Annotated in this window: 17 protein-coding genes; 9 read left to right on the top strand and 8 right to left on the bottom strand. The window is 66.7% G+C overall.

The annotated features are described in order from the left end of the window. Position 1: 1 nt before the first annotated feature. Positions 2-622, bottom strand: coding sequence for an acyltransferase (locus NO347_RS11790; protein ID WP_256289778.1), 621 nt, complete (start codon positions 620-622; stop codon positions 2-4). A gap of 115 nt (positions 623-737) precedes the next feature. Continuing rightward, positions 738-2,036, bottom strand: coding sequence for a phosphoribosylamine--glycine ligase (purD, locus tag NO347_RS11785; RefSeq protein WP_256289777.1), 1,299 nt, complete (start codon positions 2,034-2,036; stop codon positions 738-740). A 170-nt stretch (positions 2,037-2,206) separates the two neighbouring features. Between purD and NO347_RS11780 the strand changes: the two genes are divergently transcribed. Together NO347_RS11780 and NO347_RS11775 are read left to right on the top strand one after the other, a co-directional pair. After that, positions 2,207-4,510 carry a thioredoxin domain-containing protein gene (locus NO347_RS11780; RefSeq protein WP_256289776.1) on the top strand — a complete coding sequence of 768 codons (2,304 nt, stop codon included), beginning with the start codon at positions 2,207-2,209 and terminating at the stop codon, positions 4,508-4,510. 133 nt (positions 4,511-4,643) lie between these two features. Beyond that, positions 4,644-6,845: an MASE3 domain-containing protein gene (locus tag NO347_RS11775; RefSeq protein WP_256289775.1), complete on the top strand. Its 2,202-nt coding sequence runs from the start codon at positions 4,644-4,646 to the stop codon at positions 6,843-6,845. Between the two features lie 59 nt (positions 6,846-6,904). Here NO347_RS11775 and NO347_RS11770 read toward each other — a convergent pair whose 3' ends face one another. Further along, on the bottom strand, positions 6,905-7,309 hold the full coding sequence (locus NO347_RS11770; protein ID WP_256289774.1) for a thioredoxin family protein: 405 nt from the start codon (positions 7,307-7,309) through the stop codon (positions 6,905-6,907). Between the two features lie 141 nt (positions 7,310-7,450). Between NO347_RS11770 and NO347_RS11765 the strand changes: the two genes are divergently transcribed. After that, a complete protein-coding gene (locus NO347_RS11765) occupies positions 7,451-8,455 on the top strand; it encodes a PLP-dependent cysteine synthase family protein (protein ID WP_256289773.1) in 1,005 nt (334 codons plus the stop codon). Between the two features lie 492 nt (positions 8,456-8,947). Here the strand turns inward: NO347_RS11765 and NO347_RS11760 are convergent, their stop codons facing one another. After that, complete coding sequence (locus NO347_RS11760; protein WP_256289772.1) at positions 8,948-9,553, bottom strand: GIY-YIG nuclease family protein; 606 nt, start codon at positions 9,551-9,553, stop codon at positions 8,948-8,950. Between the two features lie 3 nt (positions 9,554-9,556). Then, positions 9,557-9,985, bottom strand: coding sequence for a DCC1-like thiol-disulfide oxidoreductase family protein (locus NO347_RS11755; RefSeq protein WP_256289771.1), 429 nt, complete (start codon positions 9,983-9,985; stop codon positions 9,557-9,559). A 148-nt stretch (positions 9,986-10,133) separates the two neighbouring features. On the opposite strand from NO347_RS11755, the gene NO347_RS11750 reads away from it, so the two are divergent. Beyond that, positions 10,134-12,479 carry a DEAD/DEAH box helicase gene (locus NO347_RS11750; RefSeq protein ID WP_256289770.1) on the top strand — a complete coding sequence of 782 codons (2,346 nt, stop codon included), beginning with the start codon at positions 10,134-10,136 and terminating at the stop codon, positions 12,477-12,479. 47 nt (positions 12,480-12,526) lie between these two features. On the opposite strand, the gene NO347_RS11745 is transcribed toward NO347_RS11750, so the two are convergent. Next, positions 12,527-13,012, bottom strand: a complete 486-nt coding sequence (locus NO347_RS11745; RefSeq protein WP_256289769.1) for an HPP family protein — start codon at positions 13,010-13,012, stop codon at positions 12,527-12,529. 108 nt (positions 13,013-13,120) lie between these two features. Between NO347_RS11745 and NO347_RS11740 the strand changes: the two genes are divergently transcribed. The 5 genes from NO347_RS11740 (at position 13,121) to NO347_RS11720 (ending at position 20,624) form a co-directional block, all read left to right on the top strand. Further along, positions 13,121-14,293 carry an alpha-1 4-glucan-protein synthase gene (locus tag NO347_RS11740; RefSeq protein ID WP_256289768.1) on the top strand — a complete coding sequence of 391 codons (1,173 nt, stop codon included), beginning with the start codon at positions 13,121-13,123 and terminating at the stop codon, positions 14,291-14,293. 135 nt (positions 14,294-14,428) lie between these two features. Then, entirely contained in the window at positions 14,429-15,595 is a 1,167-nt protein-coding gene (locus NO347_RS11735; RefSeq protein ID WP_256289767.1) for an iron ABC transporter substrate-binding protein, read from the top strand. Between the two features lie 18 nt (positions 15,596-15,613). Continuing rightward, a complete protein-coding gene (locus tag NO347_RS11730; RefSeq protein ID WP_256289766.1) occupies positions 15,614-17,218 on the top strand; it encodes an ABC transporter permease in 1,605 nt (534 codons plus the stop codon). After that, on the top strand, positions 17,208-18,404 hold the full coding sequence (locus NO347_RS11725) for an ABC transporter ATP-binding protein (protein WP_256289765.1): 1,197 nt from the start codon (positions 17,208-17,210) through the stop codon (positions 18,402-18,404). The genes NO347_RS11730 and NO347_RS11725 overlap by 11 nt, the downstream gene beginning before the upstream one ends. Positions 18,405-18,407: 3 nt before the next feature. Further along, positions 18,408-20,624 carry a DUF7846 domain-containing protein gene (locus NO347_RS11720; RefSeq protein WP_256289764.1) on the top strand — a complete coding sequence of 739 codons (2,217 nt, stop codon included), beginning with the start codon at positions 18,408-18,410 and terminating at the stop codon, positions 20,622-20,624. A gap of 32 nt (positions 20,625-20,656) precedes the next feature. Here NO347_RS11720 and NO347_RS11715 read toward each other — a convergent pair whose 3' ends face one another. After that, entirely contained in the window at positions 20,657-20,872 is a 216-nt protein-coding gene (locus tag NO347_RS11715; RefSeq protein ID WP_256289763.1) for a hypothetical protein, read from the bottom strand. 108 nt (positions 20,873-20,980) lie between these two features. Beyond that, positions 20,981-23,026, bottom strand: coding sequence for an alpha-amylase MalA (malA, locus tag NO347_RS11710; RefSeq protein ID WP_256289762.1), 2,046 nt, complete (start codon positions 23,024-23,026; stop codon positions 20,981-20,983). Positions 23,027-23,108 lie beyond the last annotated feature (82 nt).

Below are 23,108 nucleotides of genomic sequence, written 5' to 3'. Positions count from 1 at the left end.
GTCACTCGTCGCTTCCGTCGGTGCCGCGCTCGTCGCCGTTTTCGTGCTCGTCGCTATCTGCTTCGTCGTCTGCACTCTCACTCTCTCCCATCGGTCGCGCCGGGACGCCCGCAACAGTCGCGTTCGGCGGGACGTCCCGAGTCACGAGGGAGTTTGCCGCGACCTGTGCACTCTCGCCGATCCGCACACCCGGGAGGATCACCGCTTTCGCACCGATCATCGCGCGGTCGCCGACGACGACCTCGCCGGTCCGGTACTCGTCCTGTAAGAACTCGTGACAGAGGATCACCGAGTCGTAGCCGACGACGACGTGATCGCCGAGCGTGATCAGTTCGGGCCAGAACACGTCCGGCGTCGCCTCCAGCCCCCAGGAGACGCCCCTCCCGACGGTTACGCCGAGGCGGCGGAGCGCCCAGTTGCGGACCCGAAGGGAAGGAGCGATCCGGGCGATCCACACGAGGACGTAGTTGAGGGCGACGCGCCAGACCGGCTTCGCGTCCGTCCAGTACTGTAGCGAATTGAGCGGTCCCGGCGTCGGATGCCGCTGGACGCGGCCGTGTCTGCGACCGTCGTCGGCAGCGGGGTCGTCCGCGTCGTCTGGAGAGTCGGCGTCGTCGCTCACGACCGCCCCTTCTCGGGCAGTGACCAAAAGGTTCGCTCGTCGGGCGCGTCTCGAAATAGTCGGCGGGCGCGTCTCGCAATCGCCAGCGGGCGTTTCTCGCGACGCTCCCCCGTCGTTACTCGCCGCGCAGTTCGGCCATATGGTCGATCCGGCGCTGGACGAGGTCAGGTTTCCCGACGTCGTGGCGCACGCGGAGTCCGTCGCCCGCAGCAGCGAGGGCGTCTTCGGCCTGTTTTTCGGCTTCTTCGATGGAGTCGGCGACGCCGACGACGGCGAACGAGCGGGAGGTCGTGGTGTAGAGGCCGTCCTCGCGCCCGTCGACGCTGGCGTAGAACAGGAGCGCGTCGCCGACGCTGTCCTCGTCGACGGTGATCTTCGCGCCGCTCTTGGGGTCAGTCGGGTAGCCCTCGGGAACGGCGTACTTACAGACCGTCGCCTTGCCGGCAAATTCGAGCTGCGGGAGCGGCTCACCGTCGCGGGCCGCGGTCAGTACGTCGAGGAACGAGGTGTCGAGGACGGGGAGCGTGTTCGTCGCCTCCGGGTCGCCGAAGCGCGCGTTGAACTCGACGACTTTCGGACCGTCGGCGCCGAGCATAAACTGTCCGTAGAGGACGCCTTTGTAGTCCGGCAGCGCGTCGACGGTCGCCTCCAGAATCTCGACCGCGTCGGCGTAGTCCGCGGCGGTCATAAACGGCAGTTCGGGGCCGGCGTCGCTGTAGCTTCCCATCCCGCCGGTGTTCGGTCCCTCGTCGCCCTCGTAGGCGCGCTTGTGGTCCTGCACGGCGGGCGTCGGCCGGACGTCGCCGTTCGCGACGAACGCCTGCACGGTGAACTCCTCGCCGACGAGGCGCTCTTCGAGGACGACCTGCTCGTAGTCGTTCTCGCGGAGGTACGTTTTCGCTTCTTCGGCGGTCACCTGGTCGCCGATGACCTTCACGCCCTTGCCGCCGGTGAGGCCCGCGGGCTTGACCGCGAGGTCGCCGTCGTAGTCGTCGATGTAGTCGCAGGCGGCGTCCATATCGTCGAAGACGGCGAAGTCGGGACAGCCCGGGATCGACTCGGACTGCATAAACTCCCGCTGGAACGCCTTGTCGGTCTCGATGCGGGCGGCGTCGGCGTCGGGGCCGAAGGTGTAGACGCCGGCCTCGTCGAGCGCGTCGGCGACGCCGGCTTCCAGCGCCGATTCGGGGCCGATGATGGCGAGGTCGGCACCGACGTCGGTCGCGTAGGCGACGATCTCCTCGGCGGCCGTCTCAGCGATCGTCTCGAAGCCCTCGGCGAGCGCCGTGATACCGGGGTTGCGGTTGCTCGCACACGCGTAGAGGTCGCACGCCGGGTCGTCAGTCAGCGCGCGGGCGATCGCGTGTTCGCGTCCGCCGCCACCGACGAGAAGCACCGTCTCCGAGTCAGACATACTCGGAGGGCATACACACGGGAGTGTAAAGGTTGCTCTTTTTCGGTATTCGTATATGCACGTTCGTGCGGTTCTGCGGCCGGGGAGGCACCCTCCAAACTTGCGCAACCGACGCGACAGCGACCACGACACGTCACACTGTTTTTGCACCGCAGCGTCGTACGGTCCGTATGGACGATCCCCTAGTCCGGAACCGACTCGACGAGGAGGAGAGCCCGTATCTCCGCCAGCACGCCGACAACCCGGTCAACTGGCAGCCGTGGGACGACGCCGCGCTCGCGGCCGCGAAGGCGACCGATCGGCCGATCTTCCTCTCGATCGGCTACTCGTCGTGCCACTGGTGTCACGTGATGGCCGAAGAGAGCTTCGAGGACGAGGAGGTCGCGTCCGTGCTCAACGAGTCGTTCGTTCCGATCAAGGTCGACCGCGAGGAGCGCCCCGACCTCGACCGGATCTATCAGACCATCTGCCAGCTCGTCGCCGGCGGGGGCGGCTGGCCGCTGTCGGTCTGGCTCACGCCCGAGGGCAAGCCGTTCTACGTCGGGACCTACTTCCCGAAACGGGAGGACCAGCGCCGCGGCAACGCCCCCGGCTTCCTCGACATCTGTGAGTCCTTCGCCGCGTCCTGGGAGACCGGCCGCGAGGAGATCGAGAACCGCGCCGACCAGTGGACCGACGCCTTGCGTGACCGCCTTGAGACGACATCGGCGAGCGGATCGACAGGCGAGGCGCCGGCCGGCGGCCCCGGGGCCGCGAGCGAGGTCGCCGACGACACGCTCGGCGCGGACGTGCTCGGCAACGTCGCGAAAGCGGCACTCCGAGCGACGGACGAGGAGTACGGTGGCTTCGGCTCCGGCGGACCGAAGTTTCCGCAACCGGGTCGGGTCGAGGCGCTCTTGCGCTCCTACGTCCGGTCGGGAACTGAGGAGGCACTGTCGGCCGCGACCGGAACGCTGGACGCGATGGCCGCCGGTGGCCTCTACGACCACGTCGGCGGCGGCTTCCACCGCTACGCGACCGATCGGGAGTGGACCGTCCCGCACTTCGAGAAGATGCTGTACGACAACGCCGAACTGCCGCGGGTCTACCTCGCGGCGTACCAACTCACCGGCCGCGAGACGTACGCGACGATCGCTCGCGAGACGTTCGCGTTCCTCGATCGGGAGTTCCGACACGACGACGGCGGGTTCTACAGCACGCTCGACGCCCGCAGCGAAGGCGACGAAGGGAAGTTCTACGTCTGGACGCCCGAGGAAGTCGCGGCCGCCATCGACGACGAGCGCACGGCCGAGATCGCGTGCGATCGCTTCGGCGTGACCGACGCAGGGAACTTCGAGGGGTCGACGGTGCTCACCATCGCAGCGTCGATCCCCGACCTCGCCGAGCGGTACGACTGCTCGGAATCGGCGATCGTCGACCGACTCGACGAGGCCCGCGAGGCGCTGTTCGAGGCGCGCGAAGAGCGCGTGCGGCCCGCCCGCGACGAGAAGGTCCTCGCGTCGTGGAACGGCCTCGCGATCTCCAGTCTCGCCCGCGGGGGCCTCGTCCTCGGCGACGACACCTACACGGACCTCGCGGCCGACGCGCTCTCGTTCGTGCGCGAGCACCTGTGGGACGCCGACGAGCAGCGACTCGCCCGGCGCTACAAGGACGGCGACGTCAAGGGAACGGGCTATCTCGACGACTACGCCTTCCTCGCGCGCGGCGCGTTCGAGGTGTATCAGACGACCGGCGACGTCGACCACCTCGCGTTCGCGCTCGATCTGGCCCGAGTCGTCGTCGCGGAGTTCTACGACGCCGACGCCGAGACGCTGTATCTGACACCCGCGGACGGGGAGTCGCTCGTCACGCGCCCCCAGGAGCTACAGGATCAGTCGACGCCGTCGAGTGCCGGCGTGGCAGCGTCGCTACTGCTCGATCTGGACGCCTTCGCGCCCGAGGAGGGCTTCGCAGACGTCGCCGACGCAGTGCTCGACACCCACGCGAACCGGGTCCGCGGACGGCCGCTCGAACACGTCTCGCTGGCGCTCGCGGCGGAGAAGCGCGCCCGCGGCGGGACCGAAGTGGTGATCGCCGCTGACGCGTCGACGGATGGGAGCGACGCGGCGGCCGGGACCGCAGCTCGTGGAGCGGTCGGCCTGCCCGACGCCTTCCGAACGTCGCTCGCCTCGACGTATCTCCCGGACGCAGTCGTCTCTCCCCGTCCGCCGACGGACGACGGCCTCGCCGCGTGGCTCGACGTGCTCGGCGTCGACGACGCGCCACCGGTCTGGAAGGGCCGCGAGCAGCGCGACGACGAGCCGACGGTGTACGTCTGTGAGGGTCGGACCTGCTCGCCGCCGACACACTCGCTATCGGAGGCACTCGATTGGTTCGAGAGCGAGGTCGGCGGCGATCCCGAGATGGATACTCTGGAGACCGACGACCTCTCGCTCGACGACGTCGACGGACTCGACGTCGGGAGCGAGGAGTAGAGCAGAGGAAACGGCGAGAACGGCGGGAACGGCGAGAACGTCGAGAACGGCGAACAAGACGACGAAACGTAGCGCGATTTCCGCCGACAGCGAAGTAGTAAGAGTTTCGTTCTATGACGAAAGTGGGCAACCAATGGAAGGTGGCACTCGACTGTACAGTCTCGCCCGCCATCTTCTCCTGGGATTCGTCGGCGTCGTCGTCCTGTATCTCGTCCAGACGCAGAACTACCTGCTCTTTCACAGCATCGTCGAACTCTTCAGTATCACCGTCGCGTTCGCCGTTTTCACCGTCGTCTGGAGCGCACGCGACGAACTCGGCAATCAGTTCTTCGCCATCCTCGGCGTGGGCTACCTGTTCGTCGGCGGTGTCGATCTGCTACATACGCTCGCGTACAAGGGGATGGGCGTCTTTCCCGAGGCCGGGGCCGACCTCCCGACGCAACTGTGGATCTTCGCGCGCTATCTCGAAAGCGCGACGCTCGTCGGCGCCGGAGCGCTCGGCGTCGTCTCCAAGTACAAGCATCCGCCGTTGCGGGAGTGGAGCGACGGACTCCTCTCGGCGCTCGTCGGCGGCTACGCGACAGTCGTCGCGCTGGGCCTCGGTTCGATGTTCGTCTTCGATCTGTTCCCGCGAGCCTACGTGGCCGGGCGCGGTCTCACCGATTTCAAAATCCTCAGCGAGTACATCATCATCGGCCTCCTGACGTCTTCGCTGTTTCTGTTGCGCCAGCAGCGAGACCGGTTCGAATCGCCCGTCTACAAACTGCTGGCCGCCGCAATCGTGATCGGTGCCGTCTCGGAACTGGCGTTCACCGCCTACATCGACGTCTACGGTATCTCGAACGCCGTCGGGCACTTCCTCAAGTTCGGGTCGTTCTATCTGGTCTACCTCTCGGTCGTCAAAACCGGGATCACGGAGCCACAGAAGACCCTCTACCGGGAGTTGGCGCGGCGCGAGGACGAGGCCCGAAAGTTCGAGCAGGCAGTCGAGCACTCGGGGCACGCCGTCGTCATCACGGATCGAACGGGAACGATCCAGTACGTCAACCCGGCGTACGAGGCGATGACGGGCTATACGGAAGACGAACTGCTCGACGAGAATCCGCGGATACTGAAATCTGACGAACACGAGGAAACGTTCTACGAGGAGATGTGGGCGACGGTGCTCTCCGGCAACGTCTGGGAGAGCGAAATCGTCGACGAGCGAAAGAACGGCGAGCAGTTCGTCGTCAATCAGACGATCGCCCCGATCACCGACGACGCCGGCGAGATCGAGCACTTCGTGGGCGTCCACAAGGACATCTCCGAGCGCAAGAAACAGGAACAGGAACTCCTGCAGCGCTACGAGTTGCTGTTCGACAGCATCCGCGATGCGATCGTCGTCGCCGACACCGACCGCCGGATCACCAACGCGAACTCGGAGTTCACCAGCCTGTTCGGATACGACCTCTCGGACGTCGCCGGCAAGTCGGTGAAGGTCCTCTACGAGGACGACGCGGAGTTCGAGCAGATGGGCCGAGCGATCGGCGACCACGCCGACGAGCGGCGGTTCTCCCAGACGGTCGACTACGAGAAGAAGTCTGGACAGGTCTTCCCCGGCGAGACGACCGTCTTCTACCTCCGAAACGCAGACGACGACGTGGTCGGGGTCATAAGCCTCATTCGAGACGTCTCCGAGCGGGAGAACCGCATCCAGCAGTTGCAGATACTCGATCGGACGCTCCGGCACAACCTCCGGAACGATATGAACATCATCCAGGGGTACGCGGACGTCATCCAGCACACCGGGTCGGGCGATGCCACCGAGAACGCACAAGAGATCATCGACGCCAGCGACCGCATCATCGAGAACGTGAGCAAGCAGCGCGAGGTGACGAATCTGCTCTCCGAGCCGCAGCCCCGCAAGAGCGTCGATCTGTCGACGGTGGTCGAGGCGGTCGTCTCGAACATCCGAGAGCAGTACTCCGACGGCGACGTGTCGCTGACCGCCCCCGACGAATGCACGGTCCGGACGCTCCCGTCGATCTCACGGGCGGTCGAGGAACTGATCGAGAACGCGCTCGTCCACACGGACCACTCCGATCCGAGGGTCGACGTCACCGTCCAGTGCGGCGAGGAGACGATCGAGATCCGGGTCGCAGACGACGGTCCTGGCATCCCCGAGATGGAACGGGACGTGCTGCGCAAAGACAAAGAGATCGGCCCGCTGTATCACGGCAGCGGCATCGGCCTCTGGCTGGTCAACCTGGTCGTCCAGCAGTCCGACGGCGTGTTGACCTTCGAGGAGAACGAGCCACGCGGCAGCGTCGTGACGATTCGACTGCCTGCTAATTGAGCGGTCGACTGTCCGTCAAGTGAGACGTGTGTGCGGAGGAGAGACCGGAGAGAGTAGCGCTACGCTTGCAGTCGCTCTGCGAGATACATCGCGATCGGGACCGCCTCGTTTTCGACGTACCGTGCGACTTCCTCGCCGTCGCGTTCGACGACGACCGTCGGGATCAGTTCGATGCCGTACTCCTCGACGAGCGGGCCGGTCTTGCTCCCGTCGTCCTCCTTCTCGACCGGGTAGTGATGGACGCGCTCCTCGGGGACGCCGGCGGCGTCGAGCGCGGCGGCGAAGTCCGGGAGTTGGCCCCGGCAGTCCCCGCACCAGTCGCCACCCCACACGCGGAAGACGAGGGCGTCAGCGGCGAGTGCCTCGACAGCGTCCTCGTGAGCGTCGGCGTTCCACGCGGGGTTCGGCTGCATCGTTTCGAGCGTTCCCGAGGCCGTCTCGGGTTCCGAATCGGCTTCTGACATACGCGGCGTTACGACAGCCGAGCGGGTAAAGTTCGCGATGGCTGTCGGTCACAACGACCTGGACCCCCGTCAGTCTGTGATACCGGCACTGCGTGGCCAACGTCGTCACCGTCTTGTGCCCGACCGACGAAGGACGGCGTGATGAACGGGAACGTGCTGGAGACCATCGGCTCGCCGCTGGTCCGCGTCGACTCGCCCGAGGGGGCGACGGTCGCAGCGAAGATCGAATCGAAGAACCCCGGCGGATCGGCGAAGGACCGCCCCGCGCTCGCGATGGTCGAGCGCGCCGAGCGCGAGGGTGAGATCACGCCCGGCGACGCGCTGGTCGAACCGACGAGCGGGAATACGGGGATCGGCCTCGCGGTCGTCGCCGCGGCGAAAGGCTACGACCTCACGGTCGTGATGCCCGGATCGAAGTCGCCCGAGCGCCGCCAGATTATGAAGGCCTACGGGGCCGACATCGAACTCGTCGACGGTGACATCTCCACGGCGAAGGACCGTGCGGACGAACTGGAAGCCGAGGAAGGAATGGTCCAGCTTCGACAGTTCGAGAACCCCGCGAACCCGCGGGCGCACTACCTGACCACGGGCGAGGAGATCCTCGAACAGATCGGCGACCGCACCGTCGACGCCCTCGTCGCGGGCGTCGGTACCGGCGGCACGATCACCGGCATCGGGCGGCGACTCCGCGAGGAGTTCCCCGGGATGGAGATCGTCGCGGTCGAGCCTGCCGACAACGCCGTCCTCTCCGGCGGCGAACCGGGCATCGACGACTTCCAGGGGATGGGTCCGGGCTTCGTCAGCCCGAACCTCGACACGGATCTCCTCGACGACGTCGAGACCGTCACCATCGACGACGCGGAGGCCGAGTGTCGCCTCCTCGCCCGCGAGGAGGGCATCCTCGTCGGGCAGTCGTCCGGGGCCTCGAACCTCGCCGCCAAGCGCGTCGCCGAGCGCATCGCTGACCCCGACGCGAACTGCACGGACCCGGAACCGGGATACGTCATCGAGGATCCGGACGCGCCCGCTACCGCCGAACACGACACCGCAGACGAGACGGACGCCGACGACTGCCCGCTCGTGATCACGGTGTTCTGGGACAGCGGCGAGCGGTATATGTCGACGGGAATGTTCGGCGCGGAGTAGTTCGGATACTGTCGGACCAGCAACCCAGAAGGTGCCAACGTAACTCACGAACTGCTGTCCGACAGTACGGTCGGCCGCTACACAGCGAAGGCGTCGGCAGCCGAATCCTTTCGGCGAGCGTCGCTGCTCCATTTCGAGATATCAAATCCGAGAAATCGAAGGACGGCGACGTGATATTACGGCTCTTCCGCCGACGATGTCTCGCTAATACTGGACTCCGAGTGAGTACTCTCTACCGTATTTATAAACCAGGACGACAGAACTGTTGCGTCTTCCCCTGAACTTCCTCAATATCGGTAAGAGGATATAAGTATCAGGACGGAGAATTGTCTTAGTGCCGGGGTGCCTCTGACAACCGGCAATTAGCCGACGGTTCGGCTACGGTACTAGCCCGGTCGACGACGTTCGATCGGAACCGACGGCCGAGTCAACGGCCGACCGTCCGCGCCGGCCTTGCCCGGACCGGCGCGGCGTGTCCGTACTACCGTCTTCTCACAGCACCGTTCGAAGCGCTTCGAGCACCGCCGAGCGAAGCGTCTCTGCGTCCGGTCCGGAAACGAGGTGTGCTCGACAGTCGCAGTCGGACGCGCCAAATCCCTCGATCGGTGACGACGCGAGTTCCCGGCGCGCATCCGACCCTCGCGATTTCGTCGGACTGCTGTCGGGTGATTTCTGATCGGCGTCCGCCATCGGCAGCAACTCCCGTGCGAGGCGGCATTCGGCGTCTGCGTCGGGCGCGGCGACGACGCTGTCCAGCGAGACTCCGGGATGGCCACCCAGGTAATCGACGTGCCAGTGTGTGACGTCGTGCTCGCCGGCAGCGACGCGGCGGTGGCGGTCGACGCGTCCCAGGCCGTTCGAACCGAACGCGCTGCCGACGTAGGCGTACGCTCCCGCCGGGAACGTCGTTGTCCCGAGAGCCCCCACCGAGATCGTCGCCGCAGTACTGAGTTCGAATACGAGTGCGTACGTCCCCGGCGGTGCATCGCAAGTCCCGATGCCGAGCGCGTCTTCGCCCCCGGCGATGGCGTCAGGATCGACGACGACGCAGTCTGCCGACGCTGCTGTCGACACGGCACTGGAATCCTCGCCGGGCATCGCTCAGGCGAGTGCCTCCGGTTCCGGCTCAGCCGCTTCGACGAGCCCATCGAACAGCGCTTCGGCGTCGTCGTCGAGCGGGTAGATCTCGTGGTAGTCGTCGGGGTCGCGTCCGCGCCCGCTCGCAGCCCCGACGACCTTGGCGATCCGGTCGTAGTTATCGCGGACGAGCGAGCCGACGATGCCGGGCGTCCCGGCTCGCTCCGCCAGCTCCTCGGCCGCGGAGCGGCCGGCGTAGACGCGTTTTCGGCGACGATCGACGAGGAACATCGCGAACGGCTCCTCCCCGAACTGGGCGTCGAGGAATCTCTGAGCCGCCTCGTCGTACCACGAGATCGCGCCGACGTCGTCGAGGCGCTGGAGCGCTCGCGCGGCGATCGAGCAGTAGGGACACTCCCCGTCGTAGATTAGTACCGCGTCGTACTCGCGCATACTTGGGGTTGGAACCGGGCGGGCAAAACCGTGCTGGGCGATCGGGTCGTCGGTCGCGTGGTCCGGGACGCCGTGGTTTTCGACCGCCGCCGGAGCCACCTGCGACGACCGTAACGGTCAGGTCGCTGTCGTCCTGACAGAGGATATCGTGGACGAACTCCTCGCGCAATTGAAGTCGCGTCCGTACTATGCGGGGCAGATACGCGATCACCGCCGCGTCGACGGGCGCGAGGCTGCCCACGCCGACGTTGACCTCGAATCGCGGTTGGCGGGCGCGCTGTCGGATCGCGGCATCGACCGGCTCTATCTCCACCAGGCGGCGGCCATCGACGCCGTTCGCGGCGGCGAGAACGTCGTGCTCGCGACGCCGACGGCGAGCGGGAAGAGTCTCGCCTACACCGTCCCGGCGTTCGAGCGCGCGATGGATCACGGCGGCCGGACGCTGTATCTCGGCCCGCAGAACGCCCTCGTCGCTGACCAACAGGAGACGCTCTCGGATCTGGCGCACGGACTCGGCTTCGGGAGCCGCGTCTCCGTCGAGCAGTACACCGGGCGGCTGTCGAAGTCGGAGAAACGCGACGTGCGCGACCGACGCCCGACAGTGCTGCTGTCGAACCCGGATATGCTCCATTACGCGCTGCTCCCTCACGCCCACCGGCTCTGGGAGTGGTTCTTCGGTTCGCTAGAGACGGTCGTGATCGACGAGATTCACGGCTATCGTGGCGTCTTCGGCAGCCACGTGGCGCTCACACTCCGTCGATTGAACCGGATCTGCGAACGGTTCGGGAGCGATCCGCAGTACGTCTGCTGTTCGGCGACCATCGGTAATCCGATCGAGCACGCCGCGCGCGTGACCGGTCGCGACGCGGGGACGTTCCGTCTCGTCGACGACGACGCGAGTGCGACCGGGGCGAAACACTGGCTGCTGTGGAACCCCCCGGAGTATCGAGACGACACTAGCGGAGACAGCGGGAGTGGAGGGGGCGGCAGCGGCCGGCGCCGGTCGAGTCACGTCGAGACGAAGAACCTCTTCGTCGACCTCGTCGCCCGCGGCTACCAGACCCTCGCGTTCACGCGGGCGCGGCAGACGGCCGAGCGGTACGCGACAGAGAGCGCCGCAGACCTCAGAGAGCGCGGCAAACACGACGAAGCGTCGTCGGTGACGGCCTATCAGGCCGCGCTGAAACACGACCGCCGACGCGAGATCGAAGCGGGACTGCACGACGGGTCGGTCCGCGGCGTCTGGTCGACGAACGCGCTGGAACTCGGCGTCGACGTGGGGGAACTCGACGCCGTGCTCATCGACGGCTACCCAGGCACGCGGATGTCGGCGTTCCAGCAGGCCGGACGGGCCGGGCGCGGCGACGACGACGCGCTGGTGGTGCTGGTCGGCGGCGAGGACCAACTCGATCAGTACCTCCTCAAACATCCCGAGGAGTTCTGGGACGGCAATCCCGAACGGGCCGTCTGCGACCCCGAGAACCCGGAACTCCTGCCCGATCACGTCGCCTCCGCGGCTGCCGAAAACTGGCTGAAAACGGGCGACGAGGCGCACTTCGGAGAGGCGTTCCCGGACGTCGTCGCGTCGCTGCTCGAAGACGGACAGCTCGAACGCCGCGAGACCGAGCGCGGCATCCGGTGGCTCCACGACGGCGGCGGGAGCCCCCAGCACGAGATGAGCCTCCGGACGATCGAGACCCGCGAGGTCGACCTCCTCGACGCGCGCTCGAACGAGGTGCTGTCGTCGCTCTCGTTCGCGGACGCGCTGCGCGACGCGCACGAGGGCGCGATCTACCACCATCAGGGGACGACGTACGAGGTGGCGGAACTCGACCTCGACCGCGACACCGCGCTGTTGCAGCCGACCTGGGCGGACTACTACACCCGCGTGCTGCACGAGAAGACGATCACGGTCGAGGCCGACCGACGAGCGAAGTCGCTGTCGGCCCGCCCCGACACGGAAGTTCGGTTCGCCGAAGTGACGATGCGCAAGCAGATCACCGGCTTCGAGCGGCGCGATCCGCGGCGCGGCGAGGCGATCGGCCGCAAGGCGCTCGACCTCCCGGAGACGACACTGCGGACGGCGGCACTGTACGTCACCGTCCCCGAAGACGTCGAGCGGGAGATGCGGGAGATGGGCGGCGAGTACGGCTTCAACGGCGGCATCCACGCCGCCGAGCACGGGATGATCTCGCTGTTCCCGCTGTCGTTCCTCTGTGACCGCGGTGACATCGGCGGGCTGTCGACTCCCCATCACCCACACACGGGTCAGTCGACGATCTTCGTCTACGACGGCTATCCCGGCGGCGTCGGATTGACAGAGAGCGGGTACGGTGAGGTCGAGACCTTGCTCTCCCGCACCCGGAAGATGATCGACGACTGCGACTGCGAGGACGGCTGTCCGGCCTGCGTGCAGTCGCCGCACTGCGGGAACGCGAACGATCCGCTCTCGAAGGCCGAAGCGATCCATCTACTGGACGCACTCAGTACGTGAGCGCGTCGTGGCGAACGACTCTCACTCGGCGCGGAACCTCGAACGGGCTAGAAGGAACCGAAAGAGTACGTAAGCACTCGGTCGACGGCGAGGAGAGAGACGACCGCCGGGAGGACGACCAGGAGTGCGGCTCTCGGCTCGAGTAACCCGAGCGCGACGATGAGCGTCGTCGCACAGGCTGGCGGATGCACCACGTTTCCAAGTCGCATTCCAGTGGTGGTGAGCGCGACCGCGACGACGCCACTCACGAGCAGCCACGGCGGGTCGAACACGAGCGGCGACGAGGGAACAGCCACGACGGCGGTGACGCCGAGATACGCCACGAGCCCGGCAGCAACGCCGACAGCGTGCCCGCCGACGACCGTCCGATCGGATGGGCCGGGGGGATCTGTCGAGAGGACGAACGCGGAGGGGCCGAGACTCGGAAACACCGCAGGGGCGCCCGAGACCCACGCAACGGCGGCCGCGAGAGTGAGCAAGATGCCAGCACGGAGACCCACCGCGACGTCAGCTCGCGGATTCGTTCCCGACACGGCTCTACCACGTCGTTCGGAGCGGAAGAACGCCGCGATTGTGACTTCCTCAGGGGCGGCGACTACAGAGCGACAAGATTTTTAGGGTGGCCTAAAGAGCTAGCGGTGATGAAGCAGGATGTCTGTGTCGTGGTGCCGACCATCCGCGAGTACGACTGTATGCGGGCGTATTTCGAGAATGCACGCGAACACGGCTTCGACCTCGATCGACTGTTCGTCCTCCTCGTGACCGAGGACTTCTGTGACGTCGAGGCGATGGAGCAGATGCTCGACGAGGAAGGCGTCGACGGCGCGGTCTACGACGGGTCGCGGCGCGAGGCGTGGTTCAAAGAGCAGGGGCTCTCGGCGTATTCCCACCTGATCCCCGCTGCGTCGCACGCCCAGACCAGTTTCGGACTGCTCTATATGTGGGCGCACCCGCGGTTCGAGCGCGGCGTGTTCATCGACGACGACACGTTGCCACACGAGGAGTGGGACTTCTTCGGCCGTCACCTGGCGAACCTCGACCGCACCGACGAGGTCGAGTCCGTCCGCTCGGACGAGCGTTGGGTGAACGTGCTCTATCAGAACGCCGACGAGCACGGCCTCTACCCGCGCGGGTACCCCTACTCCGCGATGGACGAGGCGGTCGAGACCGGCCGCAGCGAACTCAGCGACGTGGTCGCCTCCCAGGGTCTGTGGACGAACGTCCCCGACCTCGACGCCGTCCGAATCCTGATGGACGGCGACCTGCAGGGCCAGGCACAGACGCGCACGGAACACGAGGACTTCGAGGGCGACTTCGTCGCCGAATCGGGCCAGTATCTGACGGTCTGTTCGATGAATCTCGCGTTCGAGCGCGAGGTCATCCCCGCGTTCTATCAGTTGCCGATGGACGACAACGAGTGGGACGTCGGCCGCTTCGACGACATCTGGTCGGGCGTGTTCCTCAAGCGCGCCGCCGACCTCTTGAAGAAGGACGTCGTCAACGGCTACCCGCTCTGTGAACACAACAAGGCGCCACGGCCGACGTTCGACGACCTGAACAACGAGGTGCCGGGCCTCGAACTCAACGAACACGTCTGGGAAGTCGTCGACGCCGTCGGCGACGACGCCGACTCTTGGACGGCCGCCGCCGACGCGATGGCACGGGCGTTCGCCGAGGGAGACTTCTCCGAGTGGAACAACGGCGCGTTCCTGAATCACTGCGGCGAGTACTGGCTCGACTGGCTCGACTGTCTCTCGGAGATCGAGGACTCGAACGCCGAACCGCCTCGCGACGCCGCCGTCGCCGACGACTGACACACAGCAGCTCGGGTCAGACTCCCGAGATCGACCTCGTAGCTTCCTTTTCAGCCGAATCTATCGTCGCCAGATCGGACAGATTACGTACGTGAACCGGAAGGTATATAGGTTTTAGGCAGGCCTAAATTCAGTATGGACGGATCAGACAACACGTCCCGGACGCGCCGCCGCTTCCTCCAGGCGGCCGCGGCGGCGGGCGTGGTCGGCGTCGCCGGCTGCAACACGCCGGGAGGCGAGACGACGGAGACGGAAACGGACACTGCTGGCGGCGAGGAGCCGGCTCAACAGATCGGTTCCGGTCGTTCGCCGTTCGGCGAGCGGGACCTCTCCGCCGGCGTGTCGATGGCGGAGATGCCCGACCTCGAAGGCGAACTGACGCTGTACTCCGGACGCGGCGAGGCGCTCGTCGGCGAACTGGTCAGTTTCATCGAGGACCGCTATCCCGACTTCACCGTTCGGCCGCTGTACAACTCGGCGACCGAACTGGTCAACCAGATCATCACGGAAGGACAAAACAGCCCCGCTGACGTCTTCTACTCGGTCAACGCCGGTTCGCTCGGTGCGCTCGCAGACCGCGACCGAGCCCAGGCTCTCCCCCAGGACGTTCTCGATTTCGTCCCCTCGAACTTCCGCGACCCGGACGGCTCGTGGATCGGAACGTCCGGCCGGGCGCGCTCGGTCCCCTACAACACGAACACGTTCTCGGCGTCGGACATCCCGACGAGTATTATGGCCTTCCCCGAGACCTCGGCCTTCCAGGACCAACTCGGGTGGGCTCCCACGTACTCCTCGTTCCAGGCGTTCATCACCGCGATGCGCATCCTCGAAGGCGACGAGGCGACGCGGCAGTGGCTCACCGGGATGCAAGAGCTCGGCGTGAGCCAGTACGGCGACGAGTTCCAGGTCGCACGCGCGGTCGCCGACGGCGAGATCGCCGCCGGCCTGACGAACCACTACTACATCCAGCGCGTGCTCGCACGCCGCGGTACCGGGACGCCGCTCCGAACTGCGTTCACGCAGAACGACGCCGGTGCGGTCTTCAACGTCGCGGGCGCGGCCGTCCTCGACACCGCCGACGACGCCACGCTCGCCTCGAACTTCGTCCGACACCTCCTCTCGGCGGAAGCGCAGGACTACTTCGCGCGGACGACCTTCGAGTATCCGCTCGTCCCCGAGATCGAGCCGATCGGCCGGCTCCCGTCGATCGACGAGTTGAACCCGCCCGAGGATATAGACCTCTCACAACTGTCGGATCTCGAAGGAACGATCGATCTGCTTCGAGATACCGGCGTCCTCTAAGGGGCTGAAACGCCTACGATGGCCACAGAACACCGGACGAGCGCGGACGACGACGCGGACGAAGAGACCCAACTCCCGCTCGGAGTCTCGATCGCCGCAGCCGCGGTGTCGGCCGCGGTGCTCCTCCCGATTCTGTGGCTGGTGAAGACCGGCCTCGACGTCGGTTTTTCGGAGGCGATCGCGCTTCTCACGCGACCGACGACGCTCGAAGTGTTCGTCAACACGACCGTTTTGGTCACGCTGACGACGGCCGCGTGCGTCCTGATCGGCGTCCCGCTGGCGTATCTGACAGTCCGGACGGACCTCCCGTTTCGCCGCTTCTGGACGATCGTCGTCTCGTTGCCGCTCGTCATCCCGAGCTACGTCGGGGCGTTCGCGTTTGTCTCGGCGTTCGGGCCGCAGGGGAGTTTCCAGCGACTCCTCGCACCGCTCGGCGTCGAGAAGATCCCGGAGATCTACGGCCTCGAAGGGTCGATACTGATCCTCACGCTGTACACCTACCCCTACGTCTACATCACCGCGCGGGCGTCGCTGAAGTCGATGGACACGACGCTCATCGACGCCGCGCGGACGCTCGAACACGACCGCTGGGAGACGTTCAAGCGGGTGACGCTCCCGCAGATCCGCCCGGCGGTCGCCGCGGGTGCCTTGCTCTCGGGGCTGTACGCGCTCGCCGACTTCGGAACACCCTCGATTATGCGCTACGACGTGTTCACGCGCGTCATCTTCGTCGAGTTCGGCACGTTCGGCCGCGACACCGCGACGCTGCTCTCGCTGCAGTTGGTGGCGGTGACGCTCTTCATCCTCTGGCTCGAGGCGCGCGTCCGCGGCGAGGAGCGGACCACGGCGGGCGGCCGTTCGCGCGGGGTCGTCTCCCTGGGCAAGTGGCGGTACCTGGCGATGGGGTTCGCCGCGCTCGTCGCCGGCTTGGCGCTCGTCGTCCCGGTCGTGATCCTGCTGTCGTGGCTCGGAACCGCGTCGACGGCGGTGAATCAGTCGCTGGCGTTCCAGTGGTCCTACGTGACCAACTCGGTCGTCGTCGCGGCCGCGGCCGCCGCCGTCGCCGTCGTCGCCGGGCTGCCGGTCGCGTACCTCTCGGCGAGATACGACGGCCTGCTTCCGACGGCGTTCGAGCGCGTCAGCTATATCGGCTACGCGGTTCCGGGTGTCGTCCTCGGCCTCGCGCTCGTGTTCTTCGGGAGCCAGTACGCGACGCCGATCTACCAGACGCTGTACTTACTCGTGTTCGCGTACGTGATCCGGTTCCTGCCGCAGTCGGTCGGCTCGCTCCGGGCGTCGTTCCTCTCGGTCGACCCGGCACTTCCGGAGGCCGCCCGCACGCTCGGTCGGACCTCTGTGGGGGCGTTCCGGTACGTCACGCTCCCACTGGTCGCACCGGGGCTGTTCGGCGGGGCGGCGCTCGTGTTCCTGACGACGATGAAGGAACTGCCGGCGACGCTTCTGCTGCGACCGTCGGGTTTTACCACGCTCGTCACACATATCTGGACAGCATATGAATCGGGGTACTTCGGACAGGCGGCAGTGCCAGCACTGGTCCTGCTCTTCGTGTCGGGGCTCTCGATGCTCGTGATTCTCAGACAAGAGGGATACGATGTCAAATAGCACGCAAACACCGGTGGAGTCGAACGCGAAGTACCGAACTGACACAGCCAGCGACGGACAGACGGAGCCGTTGACGGCCGGTGTCGGTGAAGACGTCGTCCTCGAATTAGACGACCTACAGAAGTCCTACAGCTCCGAGCCGGTCGTCGAGGGGCTCTCGCTATCGGTCCGCGAGGGTGAGATTCTGACTCTCCTCGGTCCGTCCGGCTGTGGGAAGACGACGACGCTCAGGCTCATCGCGGGGCTCGAACGACCCAACGGCGGCGCGGTGCGACTGAACGGCCGCTCGGTTTCGGGATCGACGTTCGTGCCGCCCGAAGAGCGCGGCGTCGGCGTCGTCTTCCAGGAGTTCGCCCTCTTCCCGCACCTCACCGCCCGCGAGAACATCGCGTTCGGCCTGAAAGACCGGCCGAAAGACGAAGTCGACCAGCGCGTCGACGAACTGCTCGAACTGGTCGATCTGGCCGGGCAGGGCGATAGCTATCCCGATCAGCTCTCGGGTGGCCAACAGCAGCGCGTCGCCCTCGCGCGCTCGCTCGCCCCCGAACCGGAGATTCTTCTCTTAGACGAGCCGTTCTCGAATCTCGACGTCGACCTCCGCGTCGAGATGCGTGAGGAGGTCCGCCAGATCATCAAAGAGACGGGCGTGACCGCCATCTCGGTCACGCACGATCAGGAGGAGGCGCTCTCGATTTCCGATCGCGTCGCCGTAATGAACGACGGGGAAATCGAACAGGTGGGCGACCCAGAAGGCGTCTTCCAGCACCCCGAATCGCGGTTCGTCGCCGCTTTCCTCGGCTATGCGAGCTTCATTCCCGGCTACGTCTCCGGCGACGTCGTCGAGACCGACTTGGGCACCGTCCCGCGGGACCAGATCCACGGACTCGCCCCGGAGTACGACCGCACGCGCGTCGACCTGCTCGTCCGCCCCGACGACGTGAGCGTCCGCCGACTGGACTGTGAGGGCGTCGAAGCCTGCGGCAACGTCGTCGCTCGCCGATACCTCGGCCCGACGTTCCTTTATGAGGTCGAACTTGACACCGGCGAGTCCGTCCAGTGTATGCACAACCACGACGAGAACATCCCCGACTCGGGCCCCGTCGGCCTCGAACTCGACGCCGACCACGAACTCGCGTGGTTCCCGCGCGAACAGCGCCCCGAAGACGACTCCCGGTACAGCGATTGATCCGTGTCCCGGCGACGACGCCTCTCGTCCGCCGGAGGCGCCCTCCCACAGCGGCTCCGTGCCGCCGCGCGTGATGCGCCCGAACGAGTCCTTGCCGTCCTCCTCGCGGCCGCCGTCGGTGCACTCGTCTACTATCTGGCGATCGACCTCTTTCCGTACCACTCGGTCAACGACGACGAGGGCGTCTACCTCTATCAGGCCGCGATGTTGCTGGAGGGGAAGCTCTTTCTCCGCCCCGGCGACATCCCGTGGGAGGCGGTCCGGCCGTGGTTCTTCGTCGTCGAGGGCAGCGGCGAGAACGTCCGAATGTACGGCAAGTACTCGCCTGTCGCGCCGGCGATCTTCGCCGTCGGACGGCTCCTCGGAGACTGGAACATTTCGCTCGGCCTCGTCGCCGCCGGCACAGCTCTCGGGGTCTACACCCTCGGCGCGGCGGCCTTCGACCGCCGGGTGGGACTGCTCGCGGTGCTCGCGCTCGCGGGGTCGCCGCTGTTTCTCCTCACGTCGTCGACGTTTTTCTCGTATGCCCCGACGACGCTCCTGAACGTCGCCTTCGCCGTCGCCTACATCCGCGCCGCGCGAACCGGGAGCCTGCGGTGGGGTGCAGCCGCGGGCACGGCGATCGGAGTGGCGTTCTTCGCTCGACCCTACACGGCCGTCCTGTTCGCGCTCCCGTTCATCGGCCACACGCTCGTCTCGCTCGGCGTCTCGTGGCGGCGCGCGGGGTGGACGCCCCAGTTCCGAGGCGTGCTCGCCCGCGCGCTCGCCATCGCGATGCCCGGTGCGGCGTTCGTCGGCGTCGCGCTCGCGTACAACGCAGTCGTGACGGGCGATCCGCTGGTCTTCCCCTATGCGGCGTTCGCGCCGAACGACGGCATCGGCTTCGGGCCTCACGAGATCCTCAACTACGAACGGGACTACACGCCCGCGCTGGCGGCCGAGACGGCCGTCACGATCACCGAGTACTTCTTCACCGAGTGGGTGACGGCCGGCCGAATCGGCACCGCACTCGCCGCCGTCGGCGTCGGTGCCGCGGCGTGGCGCGAACGCGTGCGGATTCGCGGATGGATCGGAACGCCGAGTTCGCTCGGTAGCGGCACTCTGGAGCAGCGATTCGATCCCGCAGACGGGATGCAAAGCTGGGAAGTCGTCGCCGTCCTCCTCGCGATCGTCCCTTCGGTGTTCCTCGGCGAGGCGTACTTCTGGGGGACACACAACGGCCTCCGAAACGGCCTCATCGATCTCCTGGGGCCGTTCTACCACTTCGACGCGCTCGTCCCAGTCGCGATATTCACCGCCGCAGGAGTTGCGTTCCTCGCGCGTGGCGCCGTCTCGACGCTCCGCGCCTACACCACGCGCCGCCGCGCCCGACTCGCACTCCTCGTCGGCCTCGTCCTCGCCGCACCGGTCGTCGCCTCCGCGGAGTTGGCAGTCGTCGAGGAGCCGTTCGCGGCGAACGCCCAGCGCACCGATAGTCTCGAAGCGACCTACGAACCGTTCGAGGAACGCTCGTTCGACCACGCGCTCGTGTTCACGCCCGACCCCTACGGCGACTGGCAGGCCCATCCCTTCCAGTACCTCCGCTACGATCCCGGCTACGACGGCGACGCGGTGTACGCGACAGACGGCGGTCCCGACCGCGACCTCGCGGTGTTGGCGGCGACGAATCGGACGCCGTATCGCTTCACGTATCGGGGCGTCTGGACCGGCGCGGCGACGCCCGTGAACCCAGAGATCCAGCGCCTTCGCGTTCTCGAAGGAGAGTCAGTACAGGCGCGAACGACGCTCGGGATTCCGGCGGAGGCGACGAGCGTGAGCGTCCGCGTCGAGACGCCCGAGGGGTACGCGCGCTATGCGGTCCCCGACGCGGCGCGGACGAACGAGACAGTCACCGTCGCGTGGCGAATCGGCCCCGACGCGGCTCGGGCGGAGAATCTGCGCTTCGAGGGTGGTTCGCGGTTCCGCAACGTGCCGCTGGCGGCGGACGGGCGCGGCGAGGTCGACCTGGTCGTGACCTTCGTCGGCGTCGGTGGATCGAGCATCACCTACCGACAGGAGGCGACCGTCGAGTCGACCCCGGAGGGCGTCCGCGTCGTCTGGCCGCCCGAGACGCGTATCTGTCGGCTGACGACAGAGTGTGGCCCAGAAGGTACGTGGGTCGGTTCCGACGGCGACTACGTCGCCGGAGTGTCTGTCGCGACGAACGCGAGCGTCGTCTGATCTTCACATCGTTCTGTCCGACAGTATAGCGTTCAGAGCGGACCGGTGAAACTGAGCTGGAGAAGACCCTCGCGGACCGCGTACTGCAGGCGCTCGTCGAGCGGCATCTCACCCCAGTTGTCGGGGCGTTCGGCCTCGGGCACCTCGTTGAGACGCTCGACGAGCGATTCGTGGAGGAACCGCCCGTTCTCGCCGCAGTCCGGACAGGTCAGGATGATAAGACGGACCCGGTAGGGGCGGTCTTCCACACGCCCACAGTGCGGGCAGACGTACGAGTCAGTCACTGGATCGCGGTACGAGCCGAGGTAACTCGTATCTGTGGGTTTCGACCCGAGCGCAAACGCGAGGGAGTGGCGTCATTTCGCGCGGAAGACGGCCACGTCGTCTACTTCCAGACCTGCAGCCGTCGCGCGCGACTCCCCGGTGATCAGATCCGTCGCGTCGACGTCGCGGTCGTCGAGCGTCACTGTCGCCGGATCGGCCTCGAAGTTGAGAACGCAGACGTAGGTGTCGTCGAGTTCGCGGGCGAACGCGACCGCGCCGTCGGCGTCGGTCTCGTAGTCGATCCGTTCGAGCGTGCCCTCGTAGCCGAGTGCGGGGATCTCCGAACGGACGTCGAGCAGGCGCTCGTAGTGGTCGGAGAACGCCTCGCGGGCGTGGTCCCACGCGAGGGCGTCGCGGCGGCCGCGCTGGCCGAGTTCCTGGCCGCCGTAGAGCATCGGAACGCCGGGGAGCGTGACCAGTGCACCCGCCGCGGCCATCGCGGCGTCGTCGCCGCACTCGACGACGTACCGGGTTTCGTCGTGGTTCTCGATGTAGAGCATAAACGCCGCGTGCGGCGGGAAGCCGACGCCAGCGCGCTGGTCGATCGCGTCGAGAATCGCCTCGGCGGGAGCGTCGCCGCGGCCGACCTGCCGCAGCGTGAAGTACAGCGTGGTGTCGAAGTGCATATCGAACATCCCGTCGTGGAAGTCCGCCACGTATGGGATGGTCTCGTCCAGCAGGAGGAACTCGGGGTCGCGGGACTTCACTCGCTCGCGGAGTTCCCGCCAGAAAGTGTCGGGGACGGCCCAGGCCATATCGCACCGAAATCCGTCTGCGACCTCGAACCACGTGTCGACAGCGTCGAGGAGGTGCCGGCGAACCGAGAGGTTCGCGAAGTTCCAGTTGGCGATGTACTCCCAGTCGAAGTACGTCTCGGGTTCGCCGCTGTCCTGCCAGTCGTACCAGTCGTAGTACTCGGAGTCGGGGTTGCCGTAGGCGTCCTGAAAGAACGGGTGATCCCGCGCGGAGTGATTCAAAACGAGGTCGAACAGGACCTTCATCCCGCGGTCGTGGGCGGCCGCGACGAACTGCTCGTAGTCCTCGCGATCGCCGAGGTCCTCGGCGATGCTGAAGAAGTCGGTGATGTTGTAACCGTGCGGCGCGTGGTCGTTTTCGAGCACCGGCGTGAGCCACAGGCAGTCGACGCCGAGGTCCGCGAGGTAATCGAGGCGTTCCTCGATGGCTTCGAAGACCGTCTCGGATTCGATCTCGGCTGGGTCACCCGCGAAGCCCCGGACGTAGATCTCATACAGCGTGACGTCTTTCGCCCACTCCGGCGGGTCGTTCGGTCGGACGACATCGAAGGCGTGTCCCTCCTCGACGACGGCCCCCGAATCGGCGTCCGCTCCCTCGGCCGCCTGGGACTCCGACGAGATCGTGATGGCGCGCCCCTCGCCGCTGCCGTCGGGGACGACCTCTCGACAGAATTCGATGGTGTCGGGGACGCTGTAGGCCTCCGCGACCGCGACACCGTGGATCCGAACGCGGTCGCCGACTGCCGCGGTCGGGATCCGGAGTTCCCAGCCCTCCGTATCGATTTCGCTCTCGTCGACGTCGTCGCGGTCGTCGACGAGGAACTCGACGGCCATCTCCTCGCGATCGACGTCGCTGTCGGGATGCGGTTGCGGGTCCGCGCGAACGACGAGCGTACTTCCTTCGACGCTGCCTCTGAGTTGTATTCGCGGTCGGCCGCCGCCGCCGCTTCCGGATCGGGCCCCCGACCCTGATCCGGAGACGCCGCCGCTCTCGCCGGGTCGCCGTCCCGACCCGCTCTGGAAGCCGCTCCAGCCACTCACACCGCTGCCACCACTGACGCGGTCCGCGGGGGCGAGTTCGCCCGGGAACGCGCGGATAGTGAGTCGGTGGATGCCGTCGGGTGCATCGAGTTCGAGCCCGAACGTACCCGCAGCGTCGGGGACGAACTCGACGACCGGCTCGTCGTCGGGCAGTTCGGCCGTGCTCGCCGCCGGCGCACTCCGAACGCGCCAGCTGTACGTCGCCTCCGGGTCGGGGTCCCGAGGCGCGAGCTGGACGGATTCGCCGACCGCGACGAAGCGAGGGGGGCCTGGGTGTTGCATACTGATGTCAACGATTCCTCGGGACTTTGTCTTTGCCCCGCCCTCTGACGTCTGTTTTCATCGATCGTTTCAAATTCTGCGG

The organism is Halobellus inordinatus (assembly GCF_024464655.1).
Classification (GTDB): domain Archaea; phylum Halobacteriota; class Halobacteria; order Halobacteriales; family Haloferacaceae; genus Haloquadratum; species Haloquadratum inordinatus.
This window is presented reverse-complemented; position numbering and strand designations above follow the sequence as displayed.

What these genes read in the sequence shown, in the direction of transcription:
- purD (WP_256289777.1), bottom strand. Translation starts at nt 2,036, where the DNA reads ATGTCTGACTCGGAGACGGTGCTTCTCGTCGGTGGCGGCGGACGCGAA.
- NO347_RS11780 (WP_256289776.1), top strand. Translation starts at nt 2,207, where the DNA reads ATGGACGATCCCCTAGTCCGGAACCGACTCGACGAGGAGGAGAGCCCG.
- NO347_RS11775 (WP_256289775.1), top strand. Translation starts at nt 4,644, where the DNA reads ATGGAAGGTGGCACTCGACTGTACAGTCTCGCCCGCCATCTTCTCCTG.
- NO347_RS11770 (WP_256289774.1), bottom strand. Translation starts at nt 7,309, where the DNA reads ATGTCAGAAGCCGATTCGGAACCCGAGACGGCCTCGGGAACGCTCGAA.
- NO347_RS11765 (WP_256289773.1), top strand. Translation starts at nt 7,451, where the DNA reads ATGAACGGGAACGTGCTGGAGACCATCGGCTCGCCGCTGGTCCGCGTC.
- NO347_RS11760 (WP_256289772.1), bottom strand. Translation starts at nt 9,553, where the DNA reads ATGCCCGGCGAGGATTCCAGTGCCGTGTCGACAGCAGCGTCGGCAGAC.
- NO347_RS11755 (WP_256289771.1), bottom strand. Translation starts at nt 9,985, where the DNA reads ATGCGCGAGTACGACGCGGTACTAATCTACGACGGGGAGTGTCCCTAC.
- NO347_RS11740 (WP_256289768.1), top strand. Translation starts at nt 13,121, where the DNA reads ATGAAGCAGGATGTCTGTGTCGTGGTGCCGACCATCCGCGAGTACGAC.
- NO347_RS11735 (WP_256289767.1), top strand. Translation starts at nt 14,429, where the DNA reads ATGGACGGATCAGACAACACGTCCCGGACGCGCCGCCGCTTCCTCCAG.
- NO347_RS11730 (WP_256289766.1), top strand. Translation starts at nt 15,614, where the DNA reads ATGGCCACAGAACACCGGACGAGCGCGGACGACGACGCGGACGAAGAG.
- NO347_RS11725 (WP_256289765.1), top strand. Translation starts at nt 17,208, where the DNA reads ATGTCAAATAGCACGCAAACACCGGTGGAGTCGAACGCGAAGTACCGA.
- malA (WP_256289762.1), bottom strand. Translation starts at nt 23,026, where the DNA reads ATGCAACACCCAGGCCCCCCTCGCTTCGTCGCGGTCGGCGAATCCGTC.